Raw genomic sequence first — 15785 nt, 5'->3', positions numbered from 1 at the left:
TGTGGTCGGCCTATTCTGCCGCTTGTTGTGTCGATCGGATGGCGGGCAGATTCTTCACCAGCGCGGTCACTTCGGCGATCTCCTGCTCGGTGAGGTCGGTGAGCGGCGGGCGGACCGGGCCGGAGTCGCGGCCGATCACCTTCATGCCGGCCTTGATGATCGAGACGGCATAGCCCTTCTTGCGGTTGCGGATCGCGATCAGTGGCAGGATGAAGTCCTTCAGCCCGGCCTGGATCGTGGCATGGTCGCGCTTGCGCACCGCGGCGTAGAAGTTGGTGGCGAATTCCGGCACGAAATTGAACACGGCCGAGGAATAGGTCGTCACGCCCATGTCGAGATAGGGCAGCGCGAAGGTCTCCGCGGTCGGCAGGCCGCCGACATAGGTGAGACGATCGCAGAGCTTGGTGTAGACGCGGGTCATCAGCTCGATGTCGCCGATGCCGTCCTTGTAGCCGACGAGGTTCGGGCAGCGCTCGGCAAGCCGCGCGAGCGTGTCGGGCTGCAGGATCGCGTTGTCGCGGTTGTAGACGATGACGCCGATCTTCACGGCAGCGCAGACCGCCTCGACATGGGCGGCAAGACCCTCTTGCTCGGAGTGGGTGAGGTAGGGCGGCAGCAGCAGCAGGCCGTCCGCGCCGGCCTTCTCCGCGCCGATTGCGATCTCGCGGGCTATCGCGGTGCCATAGCCGGTGCCGGCGAGAACGGGCACGCGGCCCTTGGTCTCGTCGACGGCGACCTTGACGACTTCAGGGACCTCGGTCGGCGTCAGCGAGAAGAATTCGCCGGTGCCGCCGGCGGCGAACAGGCCTGCGACGTCGTAGCCGCACAGCCAGTCCATGTTGGCGCGATAGGTCGCCTCGTCGAAGGAGTAGTCAGCCTTGAAGGGCGTGACGGGGAAAGACAGGAGGCCAGATCCGATCTTCTGGGCCATTTCCTGCGGGGTCATCTTGCTCATGGGCGCGGCTCCCTCATTGCGTGTTGTGGAGGACGCAAGCAGAAGGCTGCGCGTCCATGCGCCGTGGTTTAGGAGACCGTTCGATGCGGGTCCAAGCCAAAGCCTATATCGACCGATGCGAAATCAGCATCAATCTTCGGATGGCTCCGCAGAGGCCAGTTCGCCGGCGATTTTGACGAGCGCCGACAGCAGCGGATTCTCGTCGTCGCGGCGCCAGACCATGAACAGCTCGACGGGGACGCGCGTGCGCAGCTTCAGCGGGCGCAGGCGCACGTCGGAAATCTTCAGGCTCGCAGCCGCCGCCGGCACGATGGCAAGGCCGAGGCCGGCGCGCACCATGGCGAGGATCGAGTGGATCTGGCTCAGATGCTGGACGTAGCGCGGCAGCACGTCGGCGCGGGTGAACAGCGCCACCAGGAGATCGTGGAAGTAGCGGCTCTCATAGGGCGAATACATCACGAAGGGCTGGTCGTCGAAATCCTTGATGGTGATGCTGTCGGCATTCGCCAGCGGATGCTTCTTCGGGATCGCGGCGAGCAGGGGCTCGGCGACGACGCGGCGGCTGGTGAGCTCGGGCCGTGCGATCGGCGGCCTCAGCAGGCCGGCGTCGATCTGGCCCGAGGTCAGCGCCTCGAACTGGTCGCCCGAGACCATCTCTTTCAGCGAGAAATCCACCTCGGGCAGTTTTGCGCGGCAGGCCGCGACCAGTTCGGGCAGGAAGCCATACGCCGCGGCCGCGGTGAAGCCGATCTTCAGCGAGCCGGTCTTGCCGAGCGCGATGCGGCGGGCGACCTGCGAGGCGCTCTCGGCAAGCTTGAGGATGCGCCGCGCCTCCGGCAGAAAGCTGCGCCCCGCCGGGGTGAGGCGCACCGAGCGGCTGGTGCGCTCCAGCAGCGGCGCATCGATGATGTGCTCGAGCACCTGGATCTGCCGGGACAGCGGCGGCTGGGTCATGTTCAGTCGCGTCGCGGCGCGGCCGAAATGCAATTCCTCCGCCACCGTGACGAAACAGCGGAGCTGGTTGAGGTCGAACATCGATACATGCCTTAGATGGATAAGGCGTTTCCCCGGTACTTCTAGCATCGATCATCCCCAAAACAAAGACGGCGGCTTTTTGGGCCGCCGTTGAGTTGCCTGGTCAAGCTCCCATCGGGAGCCCTCAGGAGGAACGTTTGAGCGTCACCCGCTCGATCTTGCCGACGATGACGAGATAGGCGAACGCCGCCACCAGCGCGTTGAGGCCCACGAACACCAGCGCGCCGTTGAACGAGCCGGTCGCGGCCAGGATGTAGCCGATCACGATCGGCGTGGTGATCGAGGACAGATTGCCGAAGGTGTTGAACAGGCCGCCGGAGACGCCGCCGGCTTCCTTAGGCGAGGTGTCGGAGACGACCGCCCAGCCGAGCGCACCGATGCCCTTGCCGAAGAAGGCGAGCGCCATGAAGCCGACTACCAGCGCCTGTCCGTCGACATAGTTGCAGGCGATGATCGACATCGACAGCAGCATGCCGCCGACGATCGGAATCTTGCGCGCCATGGTCAGCGAGCCGGTCCTGCGCAGGATCGCATCGGAGATGATGCCGCCGAGCACGCCGCCGATGAAGCCGCACAAAGCCGGCAGCGTCGCGACGAAGCCGGCCTGCAGGATCGACAGGCCGCGCTCCTTGACCAGATAGACCGGGAACCAGGTCAGGAAGAAATAGGTCAGCGTGTTGATGCAATACTGGCCGAGATAGACGCCGAGCATCATGCGGTTGGAGAGCAGCTGGCGGATGTGGTCCCAGCCGGAGCCGGCCTGTTGCGCACGCTCGCGCAGCTGATCGTTCCTGGGCGCGTCGAGATCGACCAGCGCGCCGCCTTCCTTGATGTAGTCGAACTCGGCATCGTTGATCGAAGGATGCTCCTTCGGGCCGTAGATGGTCTTGAGCCAGACGAAGCCCATGACGATGCCGAGCGCGCCCATCACGAAGAACACGAAGCGCCAGCCATGGGCGTGCGCGATCCAGCCCATCAGCGGCGCGAAGATGACGGTGGCGAAATACTGTCCCGAGTTGAAGAAGGCCGATGCGGTGCCGCGCTCGTTGCCCGGAAACCACGCTGCGACGATGCGGGCGTTGGCGGGGAAGGAGGGCGCTTCCGCGACGCCGACCAGGAGGCGGAGCGCGAACAGCACGACAACAGCCGTGCCGGCGCTGAGGAAGCCGACCCAGCCCTGCATCAGCGTGAACAGCGACCAGATGATGATGCTGAAGGCATAGACGAGACGCGAGCCATAACGGTCGAGCAGCCAGCCGCCCGGGACCTGCGCCGCGACATAGGACCAGCCGAACGCCGAGAAGATCCAGCCCATGGCGACGGGATCGAGATGCAGCTCCTTGGACAGCGCCGGGCCTGCGATCGACAGCGTGGCGCGGTCGGCATAATTGACGGTGGTGACCAGGAACAACATGGTCACGATGAGCAGCCTGACGCGAGACCTTCTCACGTCCGCTGCGGACACTACTGCGCTCATCAGGCGCCTCCTCAAGTCGAAATGTTTCCTCGATCCGACTCCTAGAGGCGCGCGCGGCAAAGTGTCCAAGCTCAAGGGGGTATCGATCGATACCGTTTTTGGATTGATGAAACGGCAGGTAGCGGGGAACGATGCTGGTGCGGAGTGAATGTGCGAGCGATGGTGATGTGCGAGCCCCAAGCACTCCGCTGTCATTCCCCGCGAAGGCGAAGGCGGGGAATCCAGTACGCCGTGGCTGCTCGATTCAATCGCTGCCGTCACGGCGTACTGGATCGCCCGGTCAAGCCGGGCGACGACACCGAGTGCGAGGACGTTGCGCGTAGCCGCATGAGCGAAGCGATATGCGGGGAGAGTGGCCCCGGATGTCGCTGCGCTGATCCGGGCTACGACTCGTAAAATGGGTCTTCGCGCGCGCTACTGCTTTGCGCTCGGCAACAGCTGCGGCAGAAATCCCCGCGTGACGCCCGGTGGCACTGCGTCCAGTCCAAGCACCGCGCTCGCGGCCGGCAGTGCCGCATCCGCCATCGCCGCATGCCCTTCTGCGCTCGGATGCACCGCGCCGCCATAGACGGCGGAGAGCACGCCCCAGGTCGCGTCGTGAATGTCGGTCGGCTGGCTCGCCGCCGGCAATCCCTGCGGATAGGTCATCGCGGCAAAATAGCTGTCATTGGCGTCACGGATCCAGCGCGCGCGGGGCAAATAGGCGCGGTATTCCGAGGCGCCGCGGCCGCACAGCATCGGCTGGCTCGCCGCGCTCACGATGTCTGGATTGAAGCTTTGGCCGTTCTCGGCAAAGCAGCTGCGGTCGAATTCGGGGTCGTTGCCGGAATGGGCGCAGAAGCCGTGATCGGCAAACGCGGCCTGATGCGCATCGACGAACGTCATGCGGTCGGCTTCGGGCTCGCGGCACAGCGCGCCGCGGGTGCAGGTGGCGAGCCCCTTCAGCTGCGGCAAGAACTCGGTATCGACGAAGGTCGAGACGCGGGCAAGGCGCTGCGGATCGGCGTTGAAGGCCGGATGGATGTCGAAGCCGGCCCGGCCGCCGCGGCAGGGTACGCCGCCATCGGCGAGCGCGGGGTTGGCGTAGGAGACATAGACGACGTGCGAGAGGTCGCCCCCGACCAGCGGCTTGAGCGCCTCGCGCAGCTTGACGAAATTCTGCGGCAGTTCGCGCGCCAGCGCATCGCGGGAATCGTCGACGCTCGCCATCACGCCGGAGCGGCGGAACAGCGCGCGCTCGGTCGCGGTCTCGACGATCACGTCGGCGACGAGGCCGGAGAAATAGACGTCGTTGGCGCCGACCGAGAGCAGCACGAGATCGAGCGTGCGGTCGGGCTGGCGTTTCTTCGCCGCGGTGAGCGCCTCGCGCAACTCGGCGACCTGGGCGTTCACGCTGGTGTTGCAGACACCGGTCTTGCCGGGCGGGCATTCGCGGGCGCGCTGCGAGCCGAGCAGGCCGTCGCCGATGCTGGCGCCGGTGCAGGCGAGCGGCAGGTAGGTCACTGCGATGTGGGTGTAGCGCACCGCGAGTGCGAGGGCGGTGCGCGTCTGGTAGCTATAGAGCGAGCGGTGGCAGGGCGAGTTGAACCAGAGCGCGCTGTAGCGCTGCCAGTTGGCGAGCGTGTCCGGCGCCTCGCAGGCGCGGCCGCCTTTGAAGCCGTGGCGGCTCGGCCGGTAGTACTGCGCGCCGGCGGTGCCCAGATAGGAGCGGAAGCAAAATCCTTCGTCCGACAGCGCCAGCGGCCGGTCCGGATTGCCCTCGCCGGAGGCGATGCTGTCCCCGAGGCCGGCGACGAAGATGTCGCGCACCTGGATCTCGGTCTGGACGCGCTGGGTCGGATCGGAGCCGGAGGAGACGTCGACGGTCGCGACCGTCTGCTTGCCGTAGCGGACGCGCAGATTGATCGGCTCGGCGCAGTCGAAGGTCGATTGTTGCGGCCCGTCGCCGTCATCGAACGACCAGGCGCAGGTGGCGCCGACCGGCACCGCGCCAACGAGACGGACGGTGACGGGGTGATCGATGGGGGTGAGGTAGTTTTCCTTGGTGTTGTCGCGGGTGCAGGGCTGGTTGACCCGGCCCTGGAGGTCGATGCAGAGCCGGTTGACCATGTTGCGCGCCCAGCCGCGGCCCTCGCTCTGGAGCTCCAGCGATTGCTCGGCGGCGAGGATGCTGCGGTTGCGGGCGTTCTCGACATGGAGCAGGAAGTCGCGCTCCTCGCGGAACAGCCGGAAGCGGTTACGCACCTCCCAATTGATCTGCAGGGCGCCGGCGTCCTGAGCGCTCGCGCGCTCGGGCGGCATGGCCGTCAGAATCCCGGCAAGCAACAGGGCGCCTGCGGAAAGGGTACGAAGGAATACAGGGATCATGGCCCGCGTCTTCAACGGCAAAGTTGAGGCGGAAATAAGAGAGCATTGCTCTGCCGGCCGCAACCCCTCCGGGTCCAGATCGCGGCCTACCGCTTGTTGGCCTGCCGCAGTATCCGCTCGCGCTCCATCGGCGTCACCTGCTTGGGCAGATTGGCCTGCGCGCAGGCCTCCGCCAGCCGCCGCCGCTCCTGCCAGGGCTCGACCACGTTCATCCAGAGCTCGCGCGTGCCCATGATGGAGATGGCAAGGCCGAACGGGATCACGAAATAGAGGAGGCGGAACACCAGCAGCGTCGCCAGAAGCTGCTCGCGGCCGAATTCGGGCAGCGCCAGCAGCATGGCGGCATCGAACACGCCGATCGAGCCGGGGGCATGGCTGGCGAAGCCGAGCAGCGTCGCCAGGATGAACACCACGGCCAGCGACATGAAGTCGATCGGCGGATTGGCCGGCATCAGCAGGTACATCGCCGTGGCGCAGAAGCCGAGATCGACCACCCCGATCAGGATCTGGACCAGCGTCAGCGGCGCCGACGGCAGCACCACCTTCCAGCCCTTCTGGCCGAGCTCGCGCCGCTTCTCGCCCATGCACAGCCAGACCAGATAGGCGCCGATCGAGGCGAGGCCGCCGAGCGCGATCAGCCGGTTGATCGAGGAGGGGAGCTGGTCCATCGAGGACGCCGCATCCGGATGGATCGCCATGCCGATCGAGAGCACGAAGATGTTACCGAGCCAGAAGGTCAGTCCCGACAGGAAGCAGATCTTGGCGACGTCGATCGCGTTCAGCCCGTAATCCGAATAGATCCGGAAGCGGATCGCGCCGCCGGTGAAGACCGTGGCGCCGATGTTGTGGCCGATCGAATAGGACGTGAAGCTGGAGAGCGCCGCAATGCGGTACGGCACGTGCTTCTTGCCGATCGTTCGCAGTGCAAAAAAATCGTAGAAGGTCAGCGTACAGAACGCAAAGAACACGCAGATCGCCGCCAGCCCGATGCTCCCGCGGGGAATCTCGGTTAACGCGGTCAGGATGACCCCGGTATCGATGCCCTTGAGGGTTCGCACCAGCGAGGTGATCGCGAAGGCGATGATGAAGACGCTCGCGGCTACTCCGAGCCGTCGCCAGCCGATCCATCTCTTGAAGCCGCGTTGCAGCGCGGGCAGCAGTCCGTGCATTCATCCTCCCGGCGGGGGGCAAGACCGACCGGGCCAGACATTGGCCAGTCGGGTACGATCACGGCCAAAAGCAGGCATCGATCGCTGGGCATGATCCAGCTCATTTAAGGCAAAAACACCGGCTTGTGCAGCCCTTGACAACAATTGGTTCTGCATCGGACCGGTCACTTTTGTCATACGCGGTTCACATCGGCGGCGCGTTAAGCATATGAGTCGTGAAACCGGCTCGGCCCCGCGCGTTTCGTATGCCGACATGATTTCAGATGCCGGCGCGGTCCGCATTGTTCCAGCGCAAGCGAGACCGGGTCTTTTTGGAACGTCGATGCGGCGTGCTCGTTGGGCCCCATCAGCAACCGAACATGGCGGAATAAGCGGCTTTTCGTGCAAGCCGCGGCCTTCGTGTTCCACAAAACCGAAAGAGGATGGAACGATGGGACTGTTCACAAAAGACATCAAGACCATGAACGATCTGTTCGTGCACCAGCTCCAGGACATCTATTACGCTGAGCAGCAGCTGACCAAGGCGCTGCCGAAGATGGCCAGTAAGGCCACCGATCCGCAGCTGAAGCAGGGCTTTTTGACGCACCTCGAAGAAACCAAGCAGCACGTCGCGCGGCTCGAAGAAGTGTTCAAGATGCACGGCGTCCCCGTGAAGGCGGTCGATTGTCCGGCGATCGACGGCATCATCGAGGAGGCCGACGAGACCGCCGGCGAAGTCGCCGACAAGGCGGTGCTCGACGCCGCCCTGATCAACGCGGCACAGGCCGCCGAACATTACGAGATCGTACGCTACGGCAGCCTGATTGCCTGGGCCAAGCAGCTCGGCCGCAATGACTGCGCGACCGTGCTCGCCAAGACGCTGGAGGAGGAGAAGGCGACCGACAAGAAGCTGACCACACTCGCCGAGAGCAAGGTCAATCTGCGCGCGGCGAGCTAAAGGAAGAGACGCGATGATCGAGGCGCCGCGCGGTTATCTGCGTGGCGCTTCTGCTTCTCCACCATCCGGTGTCATGCCCCGCGAAAGCGGGGCATCCAGTACTCCGCGGCGCCGATTGGATTTCGCAATGTCCGCCCCGGCGTACTGGATCGCCCGCCTGCGCGGGCGATGACATCGAATGTGAAGTAGGCGGATCGCTACACATCCATCCTTCGTCCGTTGTCGAAGCATGACAGCGGGCCGGCCGCCTATATTCCGCATGGGGCTGCGATCGAGGTGGCAGCATGCGCGCAAACATCATCAAATATGAAACCTTCGACGCCGCCGGCGCGTCGCGTGCCGGTTCGCGTCTTGCGACCTCGCTCACGCTCGCCGCGATGAGCCTCGGCTATGGCGTGGTGCAGCTCGACGTCACCATCGTCAACACCGCACTCGATGCGATGGGCAGGACGCTCGGCGGCGGTGTCGCCGAGCTGCAATGGGTCGTCAGCGCCTACACCATCGCGTTTGCCGCCTTCATCCTGACCGCAGGCGCGCTCGGCGACCGCATCGGCGCCAAGCGAGTCTTCATGGCGGGGTTCGCCATCTTCACCGCGGCCTCGCTCGCCTGCGCGCTGTCTCCCAATGCGACCGTGTTGATCGCAGCGCGGCTGGTGCAGGGGCTGGCGGCGGCGATCCTGGTGCCGAATTCCCTCGCGCTACTCAATCATGCCTATCCGGACGAGCGTGCGCGCGGCCGCGCCGTCGCGGTCTGGGCTGCCGGAGCGAGCCTTGCGCTCACCGCCGGCCCCTTCGTCGGCGGCGCGCTGATCACGCTGGTCGGCTGGCGCGCGATCTTCCTGGTCAATCTGCCGATCGGGCTCGCCGGCCTGTGGCTGAGCTGGCGCTACGCCAGCGAGACCACGCGGGCCCGCTCGCGCGAGATCGATCTGCCCGGCCAGCTGGCCGCGATCGGGGCATTGGGGGCGCTGGCGGGCGCGATCATCGAAGGCGGTGCGCTCGGGTGGGATCATCCGGCCGTGATCGCAGCCTTCGTCGGGGCCGTGGGTCTCGCCGTGCTCTTCATCTGGCGCGAGAGCCGCGCGGCTCAGCCGATGCTGCCGCTGTCGCTGTTCGGCCAGAGGCTGTTCGCGCTGACCTCGCTCGTCGGTCTGCTCGTCAATATCGCGATCTACGGCCTGATCTTCGTGCTCAGCCTGTACTTCCAGCGGATCAACGGGCTGTCGGCGTGGTGGACCGGGCTCGCCTTCGTGCCGATGATGGCGGCCGTGCTGCCGGTCAATCTGCTGGCGCCGCGCCTCGCCGAGCGCATCGGCCCGTGCCCGACCATCGTGGTCGGTGCCAGCGTGTCGGCGCTCGGCTGCCTCGGTCTGCTGTGGATCGAAGCCGATACCAGTTATTGGGCGATCTTCGCGCAGATGATCGCGATCAGCGGCGGACTTGGGCTGCTGGTTCCGCCGCTGACCTCGACCTTGCTGGGCAGTGTCGACAAAGCGCGCTCCGGCATCGCCGCGGGGGTCCTGAACGCGACGCGGCAGACCGGCAGCGTCCTCGGCGTCGCGCTGTTCGGTTCGCTGGTGGCCGCCGAGGGGGCGTTCATGGCGGGGCTGCATCTGTCGCTGGTCGTGTCCGCATCCGTCCTGCTGCTCGCTGCCGTCGCGATCGGCCTCGGTGCGCCGGCGCGAGGATGAACAATCCGAGTGAATGGGCACATCTTCCGTTCACCATTGCCGCAACAGGCGCGTAGCCAGTTACCACCTGTCCACCTCTGTTGGTTCAACTGCGGGTCCATAGGGGCCCGCGATGTATCAAGTTCTCTACTGTCTCACCGAAGAGCACGATTGGCGGCTCGTCGCGCTTGGCGGCGCGGTGTGTCTGCTCGCCAGCGCGGCGGCGATCAGCCTGTTCCACCGGGCGCGCGCGACCAACGGCGTCGGACGGCTGGCCTGGCTCGGCCTCGACGCCGCCGTCAGCGGCTGCGGCATCTGGGCGACCCATTTCATCGCGATGCTCGCCTACGGGCCGGGCGGCGCCGGCGCCTACAACATCCCGGTGACGATCCTGTCGTTGATCTTTGCGATCTCCGTGACCTTCGTGGGGCTGAGCATCGCCGTATCGTCCTTGCGGGCGGTGTGGATCGTCCTCGGCGGCGCCATCGTCGGCACCGGGGTCGCGGCGATGCACTACACCGGCATGGCGGCGCTGGAGCTACCGGCGCGTGTGGACTGGATCGGAACCACGGTCGCCGTTTCGGTGCTGTCAGGAATCGTCTTTGCGGCACTTGCATTGTTCGTGGCCGCGCGGCGCGACGACCTCTTCCATGCACTGACCGCGACGGTCCTGCTGACCGTCGCGATCGTCGCGCATCATTTTACCGCCATGGGTGCGGTGCTGCTGACGCCGGATCCGACGCTCGCGATCGGCGGCCTGTCGATCCCGCCGGCCTCGCTGTCCTTCCTCACGGCCAGCGCCGCGGTCGCGATCATCGCGATCGCGCTCGTGGCTGCGCTGCTCGACCGCCGCGCCAAGGGCGAACTGGGCGCCCAGCAAATGGTGCTGGATACGGCGCTCGAGAACATGTCGCAGGGTCTGTGCATGTTCGATGCCGACGGCAAGATCATGCTGTTCAACGAGCGCTATGCCGCCATGCTTCGTCGCACCGACATCGCGCTGACCGGCCGCCTGCTGGTCGACGTGCTCAGGGAGGAGCAGGCCAAGGGCCAGTGGCAGGGCGATGCGGATCAATTCTTCGCCCGCCTCGTCGCCGACGCGCGCGAGGGCCGCACCACGACCGACATCGTCAGCCGGTTCGGCCGCTCCATCCGTGTCGTCAACCAGCCGATGCAGGGCGGCGGCTGGGTCGCGACCTTCGAGGACATCACCGAATGGCTCGAGGCGCAGGCCAAGATCTCGCACATGGCGCGCCATGACGCGCTGACCAGCCTGCCGAACCGCGTGCTGTTCCACGAGCAGCTCGAGCAGGGACTGCGCCGCACCAGGTCGGGCGATCAGCTCGCGGTGCTTTGTCTCGATCTCGATCACTTCAAGGACATCAACGACTCGCTCGGTCATCCCATCGGCGATGCGCTGCTGAAGGAGGTCGGCTGCAGGCTGACGGCCGCCGTCGGCGAAAGCGACACGGTGGCGCGACTGGGCGGCGACGAGTTCGCCGTGGTCCAGATCGGTCGTTCCGAGGAAACCGCTGCGAGATCGCTCGCCGGCCGCCTCGTCGAGGTCATCTCGGCACCCTACGAGATCGACGACCATCAGATCGTGATCGGCGTCTCGATCGGCATCTCGCTGTCGCCGCAGGACGGCAGCGATCCGAGCGAGCTGTTGAAAAACGCCGACCTCGCGCTCTACCGCGCCAAGGCGGATGGCCGCGGCACCTATCGCTTCTTCGAGACCGGCATGGATGCACGCGCGCAGGCGCGGCGCCTCCTGGAAATGGACCTGCGCGCCGCGGTGCAGCGCGACGAGTTCGAGGCGTATTACCAGCCGATCCGCGACGTCGCCAGCGGCCGCGTCGTCGCCTTCGAGGCGCTGCTGCGCTGGAACCATCCGCAGCGCGGCCTGATCGCACCCATCGACTTCATCCCGCTGGCCGAGGAGACCGGTCTGATCGTCCAGCTCGGTGAATTCGTGCTGCGATCGGCCTGCATCGATGCGGCCACCTGGCCCGCTGATGTCGACCTCGCCGTCAATTTGTCGCCGGTGCAGTTCAAGAATCCGAACCTGATCGCATCCGTGATCGCGGCGCTGGCCGCCTCGGGACTCGACGCGCGCCGTCTCGAGCTCGAGATCACCGAATCCGTGCTGCTGCAGAACAGCGAGGCGACGCTGACCACGCTGCACGAGCTGCGCGCCATGGGCGTGCGCATCTCGCTGGACGATTTCGGCACCGGCTATTCGTCGCTGAGCTATCTGCGCAGCTTTCCGTTCGACAAGATCAAGATCGACCGCTCCTTCGTGTCGGAGCTGGCGACGCGCGAGGATTCCATGGCCATCATCCGCGCCGTGACCGGTCTCGGCCGCAGCCTCGGCATCGTCACCACCGCGGAAGGCGTTGAGAACGACACGCAGCTCGAGCTGCTCAGGCGCGAAGGCTGCACCCAGGCGCAGGGCTATCTGTTCAGCAAGCCGCGGCCCGCCTCCGACGTGGCGGTGATGCTCAACCGCCCGCGGCTGCTTGCGTCGGCCTGAGGACCCTATTGTTTGAGCATGATCTATTCGGAAAACCGCTTCGCACTTTTCCGGATCACGCTCCAGCTGCGGCGCAGCGCGAAATGGGCGCCGCAGAATGCCATGACGGCGCCGAGGCACAGCGCGGCGAGCCCGGCCAGCACGCCCGAGACGGTCGGGATCGGGCTCGGCGCCGAAGCCACCTGGCCGGCACCCGCGAGCAGCAGCACGCCGACCGCGATCAGGAACTGCCGCATCCGTTGCGGGATCTGGCCGGAGACGGCGCTCTGCATCAACGTCGCGGTGAAATAGCCGCCGGAGAAGCCGACGGTCGCGATCAGCCACCACGCGATCGCCGCGCCCGCCGGGATGAACTCATGCGTGTCGAAGCGCCAGAGACCGCCGAGGTCGAGCCCGTAGCGCGCGCCCAGCATGTGCACCGCGAGCGCGAGCAGCACGCCTGATATCACGGCGGCGCCGAGAATCAGGCGGCGCGGAAAAAAGGTCGTCTCAGCCATGCCTCGCTTGTAGGATGGGCGAGGGCGATCGCGCAAGCGGATCGCGGGCGGGATTGCGCAGACGGGATGGCGCGGACGGGATCGATTGTCAGGATGCAGGGGTCGGAAGCTGAGACCGCGTCGGTCACGAGCTATGCCTACAAGGCGTCGCTGATCGGGTCGGCGCATCGCTTCGAGCTGACCGAGCAGGGGCTGTCCTGGCACATCGGCGGCCGCACCTCGCTGTGGCCCTATGACGAGATCAGCGCGATCCGGCTGTCGTTCCGCCCGGTGTCGATGCAGCAGCACCGCTTTCGCGCCGATGTCAGCCACAGCAGCGGCCGCCGCATCGCGATCCTGTCGACGAGCTGGCAGACCGCGGCGCTGATGGCGCCGCAGGACAACGGCTTTCGCGCGTTCATCCTCGCGCTGCACGCCCGGATGGCGAAGGCGGGCAGCCGCGCGGTGCTGACGGCGGGGCTCGGCCGCCCGGCCTATGCGGCCGTGCTGGCATTCCTGGTGGTGCTGACGGTGGCGATGGTCGGCCTGTTGATCCGAGCCCTCGTGAGCGGCGAGTTCGCCGGCGCGCTGTTCATCCTCGGCTTTGCCGCGCTGTTCGCCTGGCAGGTCGGCGGCTTCGTGCGGCGCAACCAGCCGCAGAGATACAGCTTCGATCAGGTGCCTAAGGCCTTGCTGCCTTAGGTGCAATCGGTCGCAATCAAAATTGACTTCGCGCAACCGCGTCCATGTCGCATCGTGCCGCGATGTCAGTGATGGACCGCAGCACGCGTCTGCCGACGGCAGATGAGATCACCGGAATCAACCGCACCCATCTGATCGATACGCCGCTCCGGCCCGCCGACTTGCTGTTCATGTTCGGCACCCGCGAGGACGTCGGCTTGCGCGCCGACACCGCCGCGCGGCTGTGGCGCGGGGGCTATTTCCGCTGGTCGATTGTCAGCGGCGGCGTGACGCCGGGCTCGGAGCAATCCGAGTGCACGATCATCAAGGCGGCGATGGTCGAAGCGGGCATTCCGGCGGAACTTGTCCTCGAAGAGCATCGCGCAATGAACACCGGCGAGAACGTGATCTTCTCGCTGCCGATCATCGATGCGGCGCTGGGCCTTTCGAAACTTCGCAGCGTGATCTGCCTTGGCAATACCTGGACCGCGCGGCGCTATCCGATGACGCTGCACCGGCATTGGCCGGAGGTGACGAAGATGCTTCTCACCGTCGACAGTTTCGCGACGCCGCGTGCGCTCTGGCACACCGACGCCGAATTTTGCCGCCGCATACTGCACGAATGGGACAAGATCGAGCCGTACAAGGCGAAGGGCTTCATCGCGGAGTGGCCGGAGGCCTGAGAGGCCTCAGCGCGCTACTCGGTCGAGTCGAAATCCTCTTCCTTGGTGCCGAGCAGCGACACGATGGTGCGCAGGCCGGAATCGAGCTGCTCGAAGGTGGGCGGGGCGAGGGCGAGGCGCACCGCATTCGGTGCATGGCCGTGGGCGATCGCAAAGGTGGAGGAGGGCGTCAGCGCGATGCCGCGCCGGGCCGCGGCCGCGACGAAGGTCTGCGAGCGCCAGTGCGACGGCAGCGTCAGCCAGAGATGGTAGGAGCGCGGATCGGCGGCGTGCTGGTAGCCCGCGAGCAGCCTTGCCGCGGTCTGCTGTCGCCGCACGGCGTCGATGCGCTTGAGCCGTGTCAGCTCGGCGACGGTGCCGTCGGCCATCAGCCGCTGGCCGGCCGCCAGCGCATGGCCCGAGGCGATCCAGCCGCCGGTGCGGACCGCGCTCATCACGCTTTCGCGCAAGTGCGGCGGCGCCACGAGGATGCCGAGCGCAAGGCCCGGCGCGACCTTCTTGGACAGGCTGTCGAGCACGATGCAACGGTCCGGGCCGAGCGCAGCCAGCGGCGTGTCGTCGGCGAGGAAGCCGTAGACGGCGTCCTCGATGATGGTGAGGTCGAGCTTTTCGGCGACGCGCATGATGTCGGCGCGCCGGGTCGCATTCATGGTGACGCCGAGCGGGTTTTGGATGATGGGCTGGAGATACAGCGCCGACAGGTGCGCCTCGCGATGCGCTTTCTGGATCGCATCGGGACGTGCTCCGAATTCGTCCATGGGAATCGGGACCAGCGTGATGCCGAGCCGCGCCGCGATGCTCTTGACGTAAGGGTAGGTCAGCGCCTCGACGCCGCAGCGGCCGCCGGTGGGCACCAGCGCCGCGAGCGCGGCCGCGAGCGATTGCTTGCCGTTGGCGGTGAAGACGATCTGCTCGGCCTGCGGCGCGAAATCCTTGCGCGCGAGATAGGCGGCGGCCGCATTGCGCGCGCTCTTGGTGCCGGTGCTGGTCGAGACGCGCAGCGCGGATTCGAGCGCGTCGACGCGCTCCAGCCCCGCAAGGCTCTTGGCGATCATCGCCCATTGCTGCGGCAATAGCGGATAATTCACCTCGAAATCGATCCGCGCATCGCGCGGCTCGCTCAATGCCTCGACCTCGCGCCTGATGTCGCCGGAGATGAAAGTGCCGCGGCCGACCTCGCCGACGACGAGCCCACGCCGGAGCAACTCCGTATAAACCCGGCTCGCCGTCGAGACCGCGATGCCGCGGTCATAGGCAAAATTGCGCTGCGGCGGCAGCCGATCGCCGGGCCTTAACGTGCCGTTAGAGATATCCGAGGCAATGGCATCGGCAAGCTTCACGTACTCGAACTTGGACATTATTGCACCGAGAGCAATGTTTTACTTGCTCCGAGCAGTGTACTGGAGCATTTAAGTTCCATCAAGTTCCACGATTGAGCCGAGGAGAGCGAGAGCAATCCGACGGCAAATGAGGTGCAGACGCTGACCGCGTCGGCGCCAACGGCACCTGCTTCGCCGCGCGGGACAACAGGCCGGAGAAGAAACATGACCACGATCTCGCAAACTGCCGGGCGGAGTTTACGCCCATCCTCAACGGGCGGATTCTTTGCAACGCTCGCCCAAGGCGCCTATGCGCTGTTCAACCGCCTCGAGCGCCGCTCGGCCGTCAAGACATTGAACGAACTCGACGACCGCGCCCTGCGCGACATCGGGATCACCCGCAGCCAGATCGAGGACGCCGTCTACGGGCAGGTCAAGGCCGAGCTGACGCGGTATCTGTGAGGCGCTTCTGACGCGCTCGCT

At 66.1% G+C, this 15785-nt stretch carries 13 protein-coding genes; 6 read left to right on the top strand and 7 right to left on the bottom strand.

Features of this window, described 5'->3' with window-relative positions; genetic code table 11:
• Positions 1-10 precede the first annotated feature (10 nt).
• The 5 genes from kdgD to RAD04_RS21345 form a co-directional block, all read right to left on the bottom strand.
• Positions 11-955 carry a 5-dehydro-4-deoxyglucarate dehydratase gene (kdgD, locus tag RAD04_RS21365; protein ID WP_461625327.1) on the bottom strand — a complete coding sequence of 315 codons (945 nt, stop codon included), beginning with the start codon at positions 953-955 and terminating at the stop codon, positions 11-13.
• Between the two features lie 129 nt (positions 956-1084).
• Positions 1085-1990 carry a LysR family transcriptional regulator gene (locus RAD04_RS21360; RefSeq protein ID WP_092261178.1) on the bottom strand — a complete coding sequence of 302 codons (906 nt, stop codon included), beginning with the start codon at positions 1988-1990 and terminating at the stop codon, positions 1085-1087.
• A gap of 124 nt (positions 1991-2114) precedes the next feature.
• Positions 2115-3467 (bottom strand): MFS transporter, encoded by a 1353-nt coding sequence (locus RAD04_RS21355; RefSeq protein WP_461625326.1) that lies wholly within the window; start codon positions 3465-3467, stop codon positions 2115-2117.
• 414 nt (positions 3468-3881) lie between these two features.
• Positions 3882-5834, bottom strand: a complete 1953-nt coding sequence (locus RAD04_RS21350) for an SGNH/GDSL hydrolase family protein (protein WP_461625325.1) — start codon at positions 5832-5834, stop codon at positions 3882-3884.
• An 86-nt stretch (positions 5835-5920) separates the two neighbouring features.
• Positions 5921-7003 carry a lysylphosphatidylglycerol synthase transmembrane domain-containing protein gene (locus RAD04_RS21345; RefSeq protein WP_018317331.1) on the bottom strand — a complete coding sequence of 361 codons (1083 nt, stop codon included), beginning with the start codon at positions 7001-7003 and terminating at the stop codon, positions 5921-5923.
• Positions 7004-7433: 430 nt separating this feature from the next.
• Here RAD04_RS21345 and RAD04_RS21340 point away from each other — a divergent pair, with 430 nt between their 5' ends.
• The 3 genes from RAD04_RS21340 to RAD04_RS21330 all read left to right on the top strand — a co-directional run bounded on the left by RAD04_RS21340 (position 7434) and on the right by RAD04_RS21330 (position 12143).
• Complete coding sequence (locus RAD04_RS21340) at positions 7434-7940, top strand: YciE/YciF ferroxidase family protein (protein ID WP_091958911.1); 507 nt, start codon at positions 7434-7436, stop codon at positions 7938-7940.
• 284 nt (positions 7941-8224) lie between these two features.
• Complete coding sequence (locus RAD04_RS21335; RefSeq protein ID WP_461625324.1) at positions 8225-9631, top strand: MFS transporter; 1407 nt, start codon at positions 8225-8227, stop codon at positions 9629-9631.
• Positions 9632-9743: 112 nt separating this feature from the next.
• A complete protein-coding gene (locus tag RAD04_RS21330) occupies positions 9744-12143 on the top strand; it encodes a putative bifunctional diguanylate cyclase/phosphodiesterase (RefSeq protein WP_461625323.1) in 2400 nt (799 codons plus the stop codon).
• 23 nt (positions 12144-12166) lie between these two features.
• Here the strand turns inward: RAD04_RS21330 and RAD04_RS21325 are convergent, their stop codons facing one another.
• Entirely contained in the window at positions 12167-12640 is a 474-nt protein-coding gene (locus RAD04_RS21325; RefSeq protein ID WP_461625322.1) for a hypothetical protein, read from the bottom strand.
• A gap of 93 nt (positions 12641-12733) precedes the next feature.
• Here RAD04_RS21325 and RAD04_RS21320 point away from each other — a divergent pair, with 93 nt between their 5' ends.
• Together RAD04_RS21320 and RAD04_RS21315 are read left to right on the top strand one after the other, a co-directional pair.
• A complete protein-coding gene (locus tag RAD04_RS21320; RefSeq protein WP_461625321.1) occupies positions 12734-13321 on the top strand; it encodes a hypothetical protein in 588 nt (195 codons plus the stop codon).
• 62 nt (positions 13322-13383) lie between these two features.
• Positions 13384-13983, top strand: a complete 600-nt coding sequence (locus RAD04_RS21315) for a YdcF family protein (RefSeq protein ID WP_461625567.1) — start codon at positions 13384-13386, stop codon at positions 13981-13983.
• A gap of 14 nt (positions 13984-13997) precedes the next feature.
• Here the strand turns inward: RAD04_RS21315 and RAD04_RS21310 are convergent, their stop codons facing one another.
• The gene (locus RAD04_RS21310; RefSeq protein WP_091958895.1) at positions 13998-15341 is read right to left on the bottom strand and encodes an aminotransferase-like domain-containing protein; all 1344 of its coding nucleotides are present in this window, start codon (positions 15339-15341) and stop codon (positions 13998-14000) included.
• Between the two features lie 186 nt (positions 15342-15527).
• Here RAD04_RS21310 and RAD04_RS21305 point away from each other — a divergent pair, with 186 nt between their 5' ends.
• A complete protein-coding gene (locus RAD04_RS21305) occupies positions 15528-15764 on the top strand; it encodes a DUF1127 domain-containing protein (protein WP_026201826.1) in 237 nt (78 codons plus the stop codon).
• The last annotated feature ends 21 nt before the right edge of the window (positions 15765-15785 follow it).

Source organism: Bradyrhizobium sp. 25ACV (assembly GCF_054863005.1).
Note: the sequence above shows the minus strand (reverse complement) of the source record. Positions and strands in the feature narration are given on the sequence as shown.

Excerpts from the sequence above, each read along its gene's own strand:
- RAD04_RS21320 (WP_461625321.1), top strand. The coding sequence starts at position 12,734 with ATGCAGGGGTCGGAAGCTGAGACCGCGTCGGTCACGAGCTATGCCTAC.
- kdgD (WP_461625327.1), bottom strand. The coding sequence starts at position 955 with ATGAGCAAGATGACCCCGCAGGAAATGGCCCAGAAGATCGGATCTGGC.
- RAD04_RS21335 (WP_461625324.1), top strand. The coding sequence starts at position 8,225 with ATGCGCGCAAACATCATCAAATATGAAACCTTCGACGCCGCCGGCGCG.
- RAD04_RS21360 (WP_092261178.1), bottom strand. The coding sequence starts at position 1,990 with ATGTTCGACCTCAACCAGCTCCGCTGTTTCGTCACGGTGGCGGAGGAA.
- RAD04_RS21305 (WP_026201826.1), top strand. The coding sequence starts at position 15,528 with ATGACCACGATCTCGCAAACTGCCGGGCGGAGTTTACGCCCATCCTCA.
- RAD04_RS21350 (WP_461625325.1), bottom strand. The coding sequence starts at position 5,834 with ATGATCCCTGTATTCCTTCGTACCCTTTCCGCAGGCGCCCTGTTGCTT.
- RAD04_RS21340 (WP_091958911.1), top strand. The coding sequence starts at position 7,434 with ATGGGACTGTTCACAAAAGACATCAAGACCATGAACGATCTGTTCGTG.
- RAD04_RS21310 (WP_091958895.1), bottom strand. The coding sequence starts at position 15,341 with ATGTCCAAGTTCGAGTACGTGAAGCTTGCCGATGCCATTGCCTCGGAT.
- RAD04_RS21355 (WP_461625326.1), bottom strand. The coding sequence starts at position 3,467 with ATGAGCGCAGTAGTGTCCGCAGCGGACGTGAGAAGGTCTCGCGTCAGG.
- RAD04_RS21315 (WP_461625567.1), top strand. The coding sequence starts at position 13,384 with ATGTCAGTGATGGACCGCAGCACGCGTCTGCCGACGGCAGATGAGATC.
- RAD04_RS21330 (WP_461625323.1), top strand. The coding sequence starts at position 9,744 with ATGTATCAAGTTCTCTACTGTCTCACCGAAGAGCACGATTGGCGGCTC.
- RAD04_RS21345 (WP_018317331.1), bottom strand. The coding sequence starts at position 7,003 with ATGCACGGACTGCTGCCCGCGCTGCAACGCGGCTTCAAGAGATGGATC.
- RAD04_RS21325 (WP_461625322.1), bottom strand. The coding sequence starts at position 12,640 with ATGGCTGAGACGACCTTTTTTCCGCGCCGCCTGATTCTCGGCGCCGCC.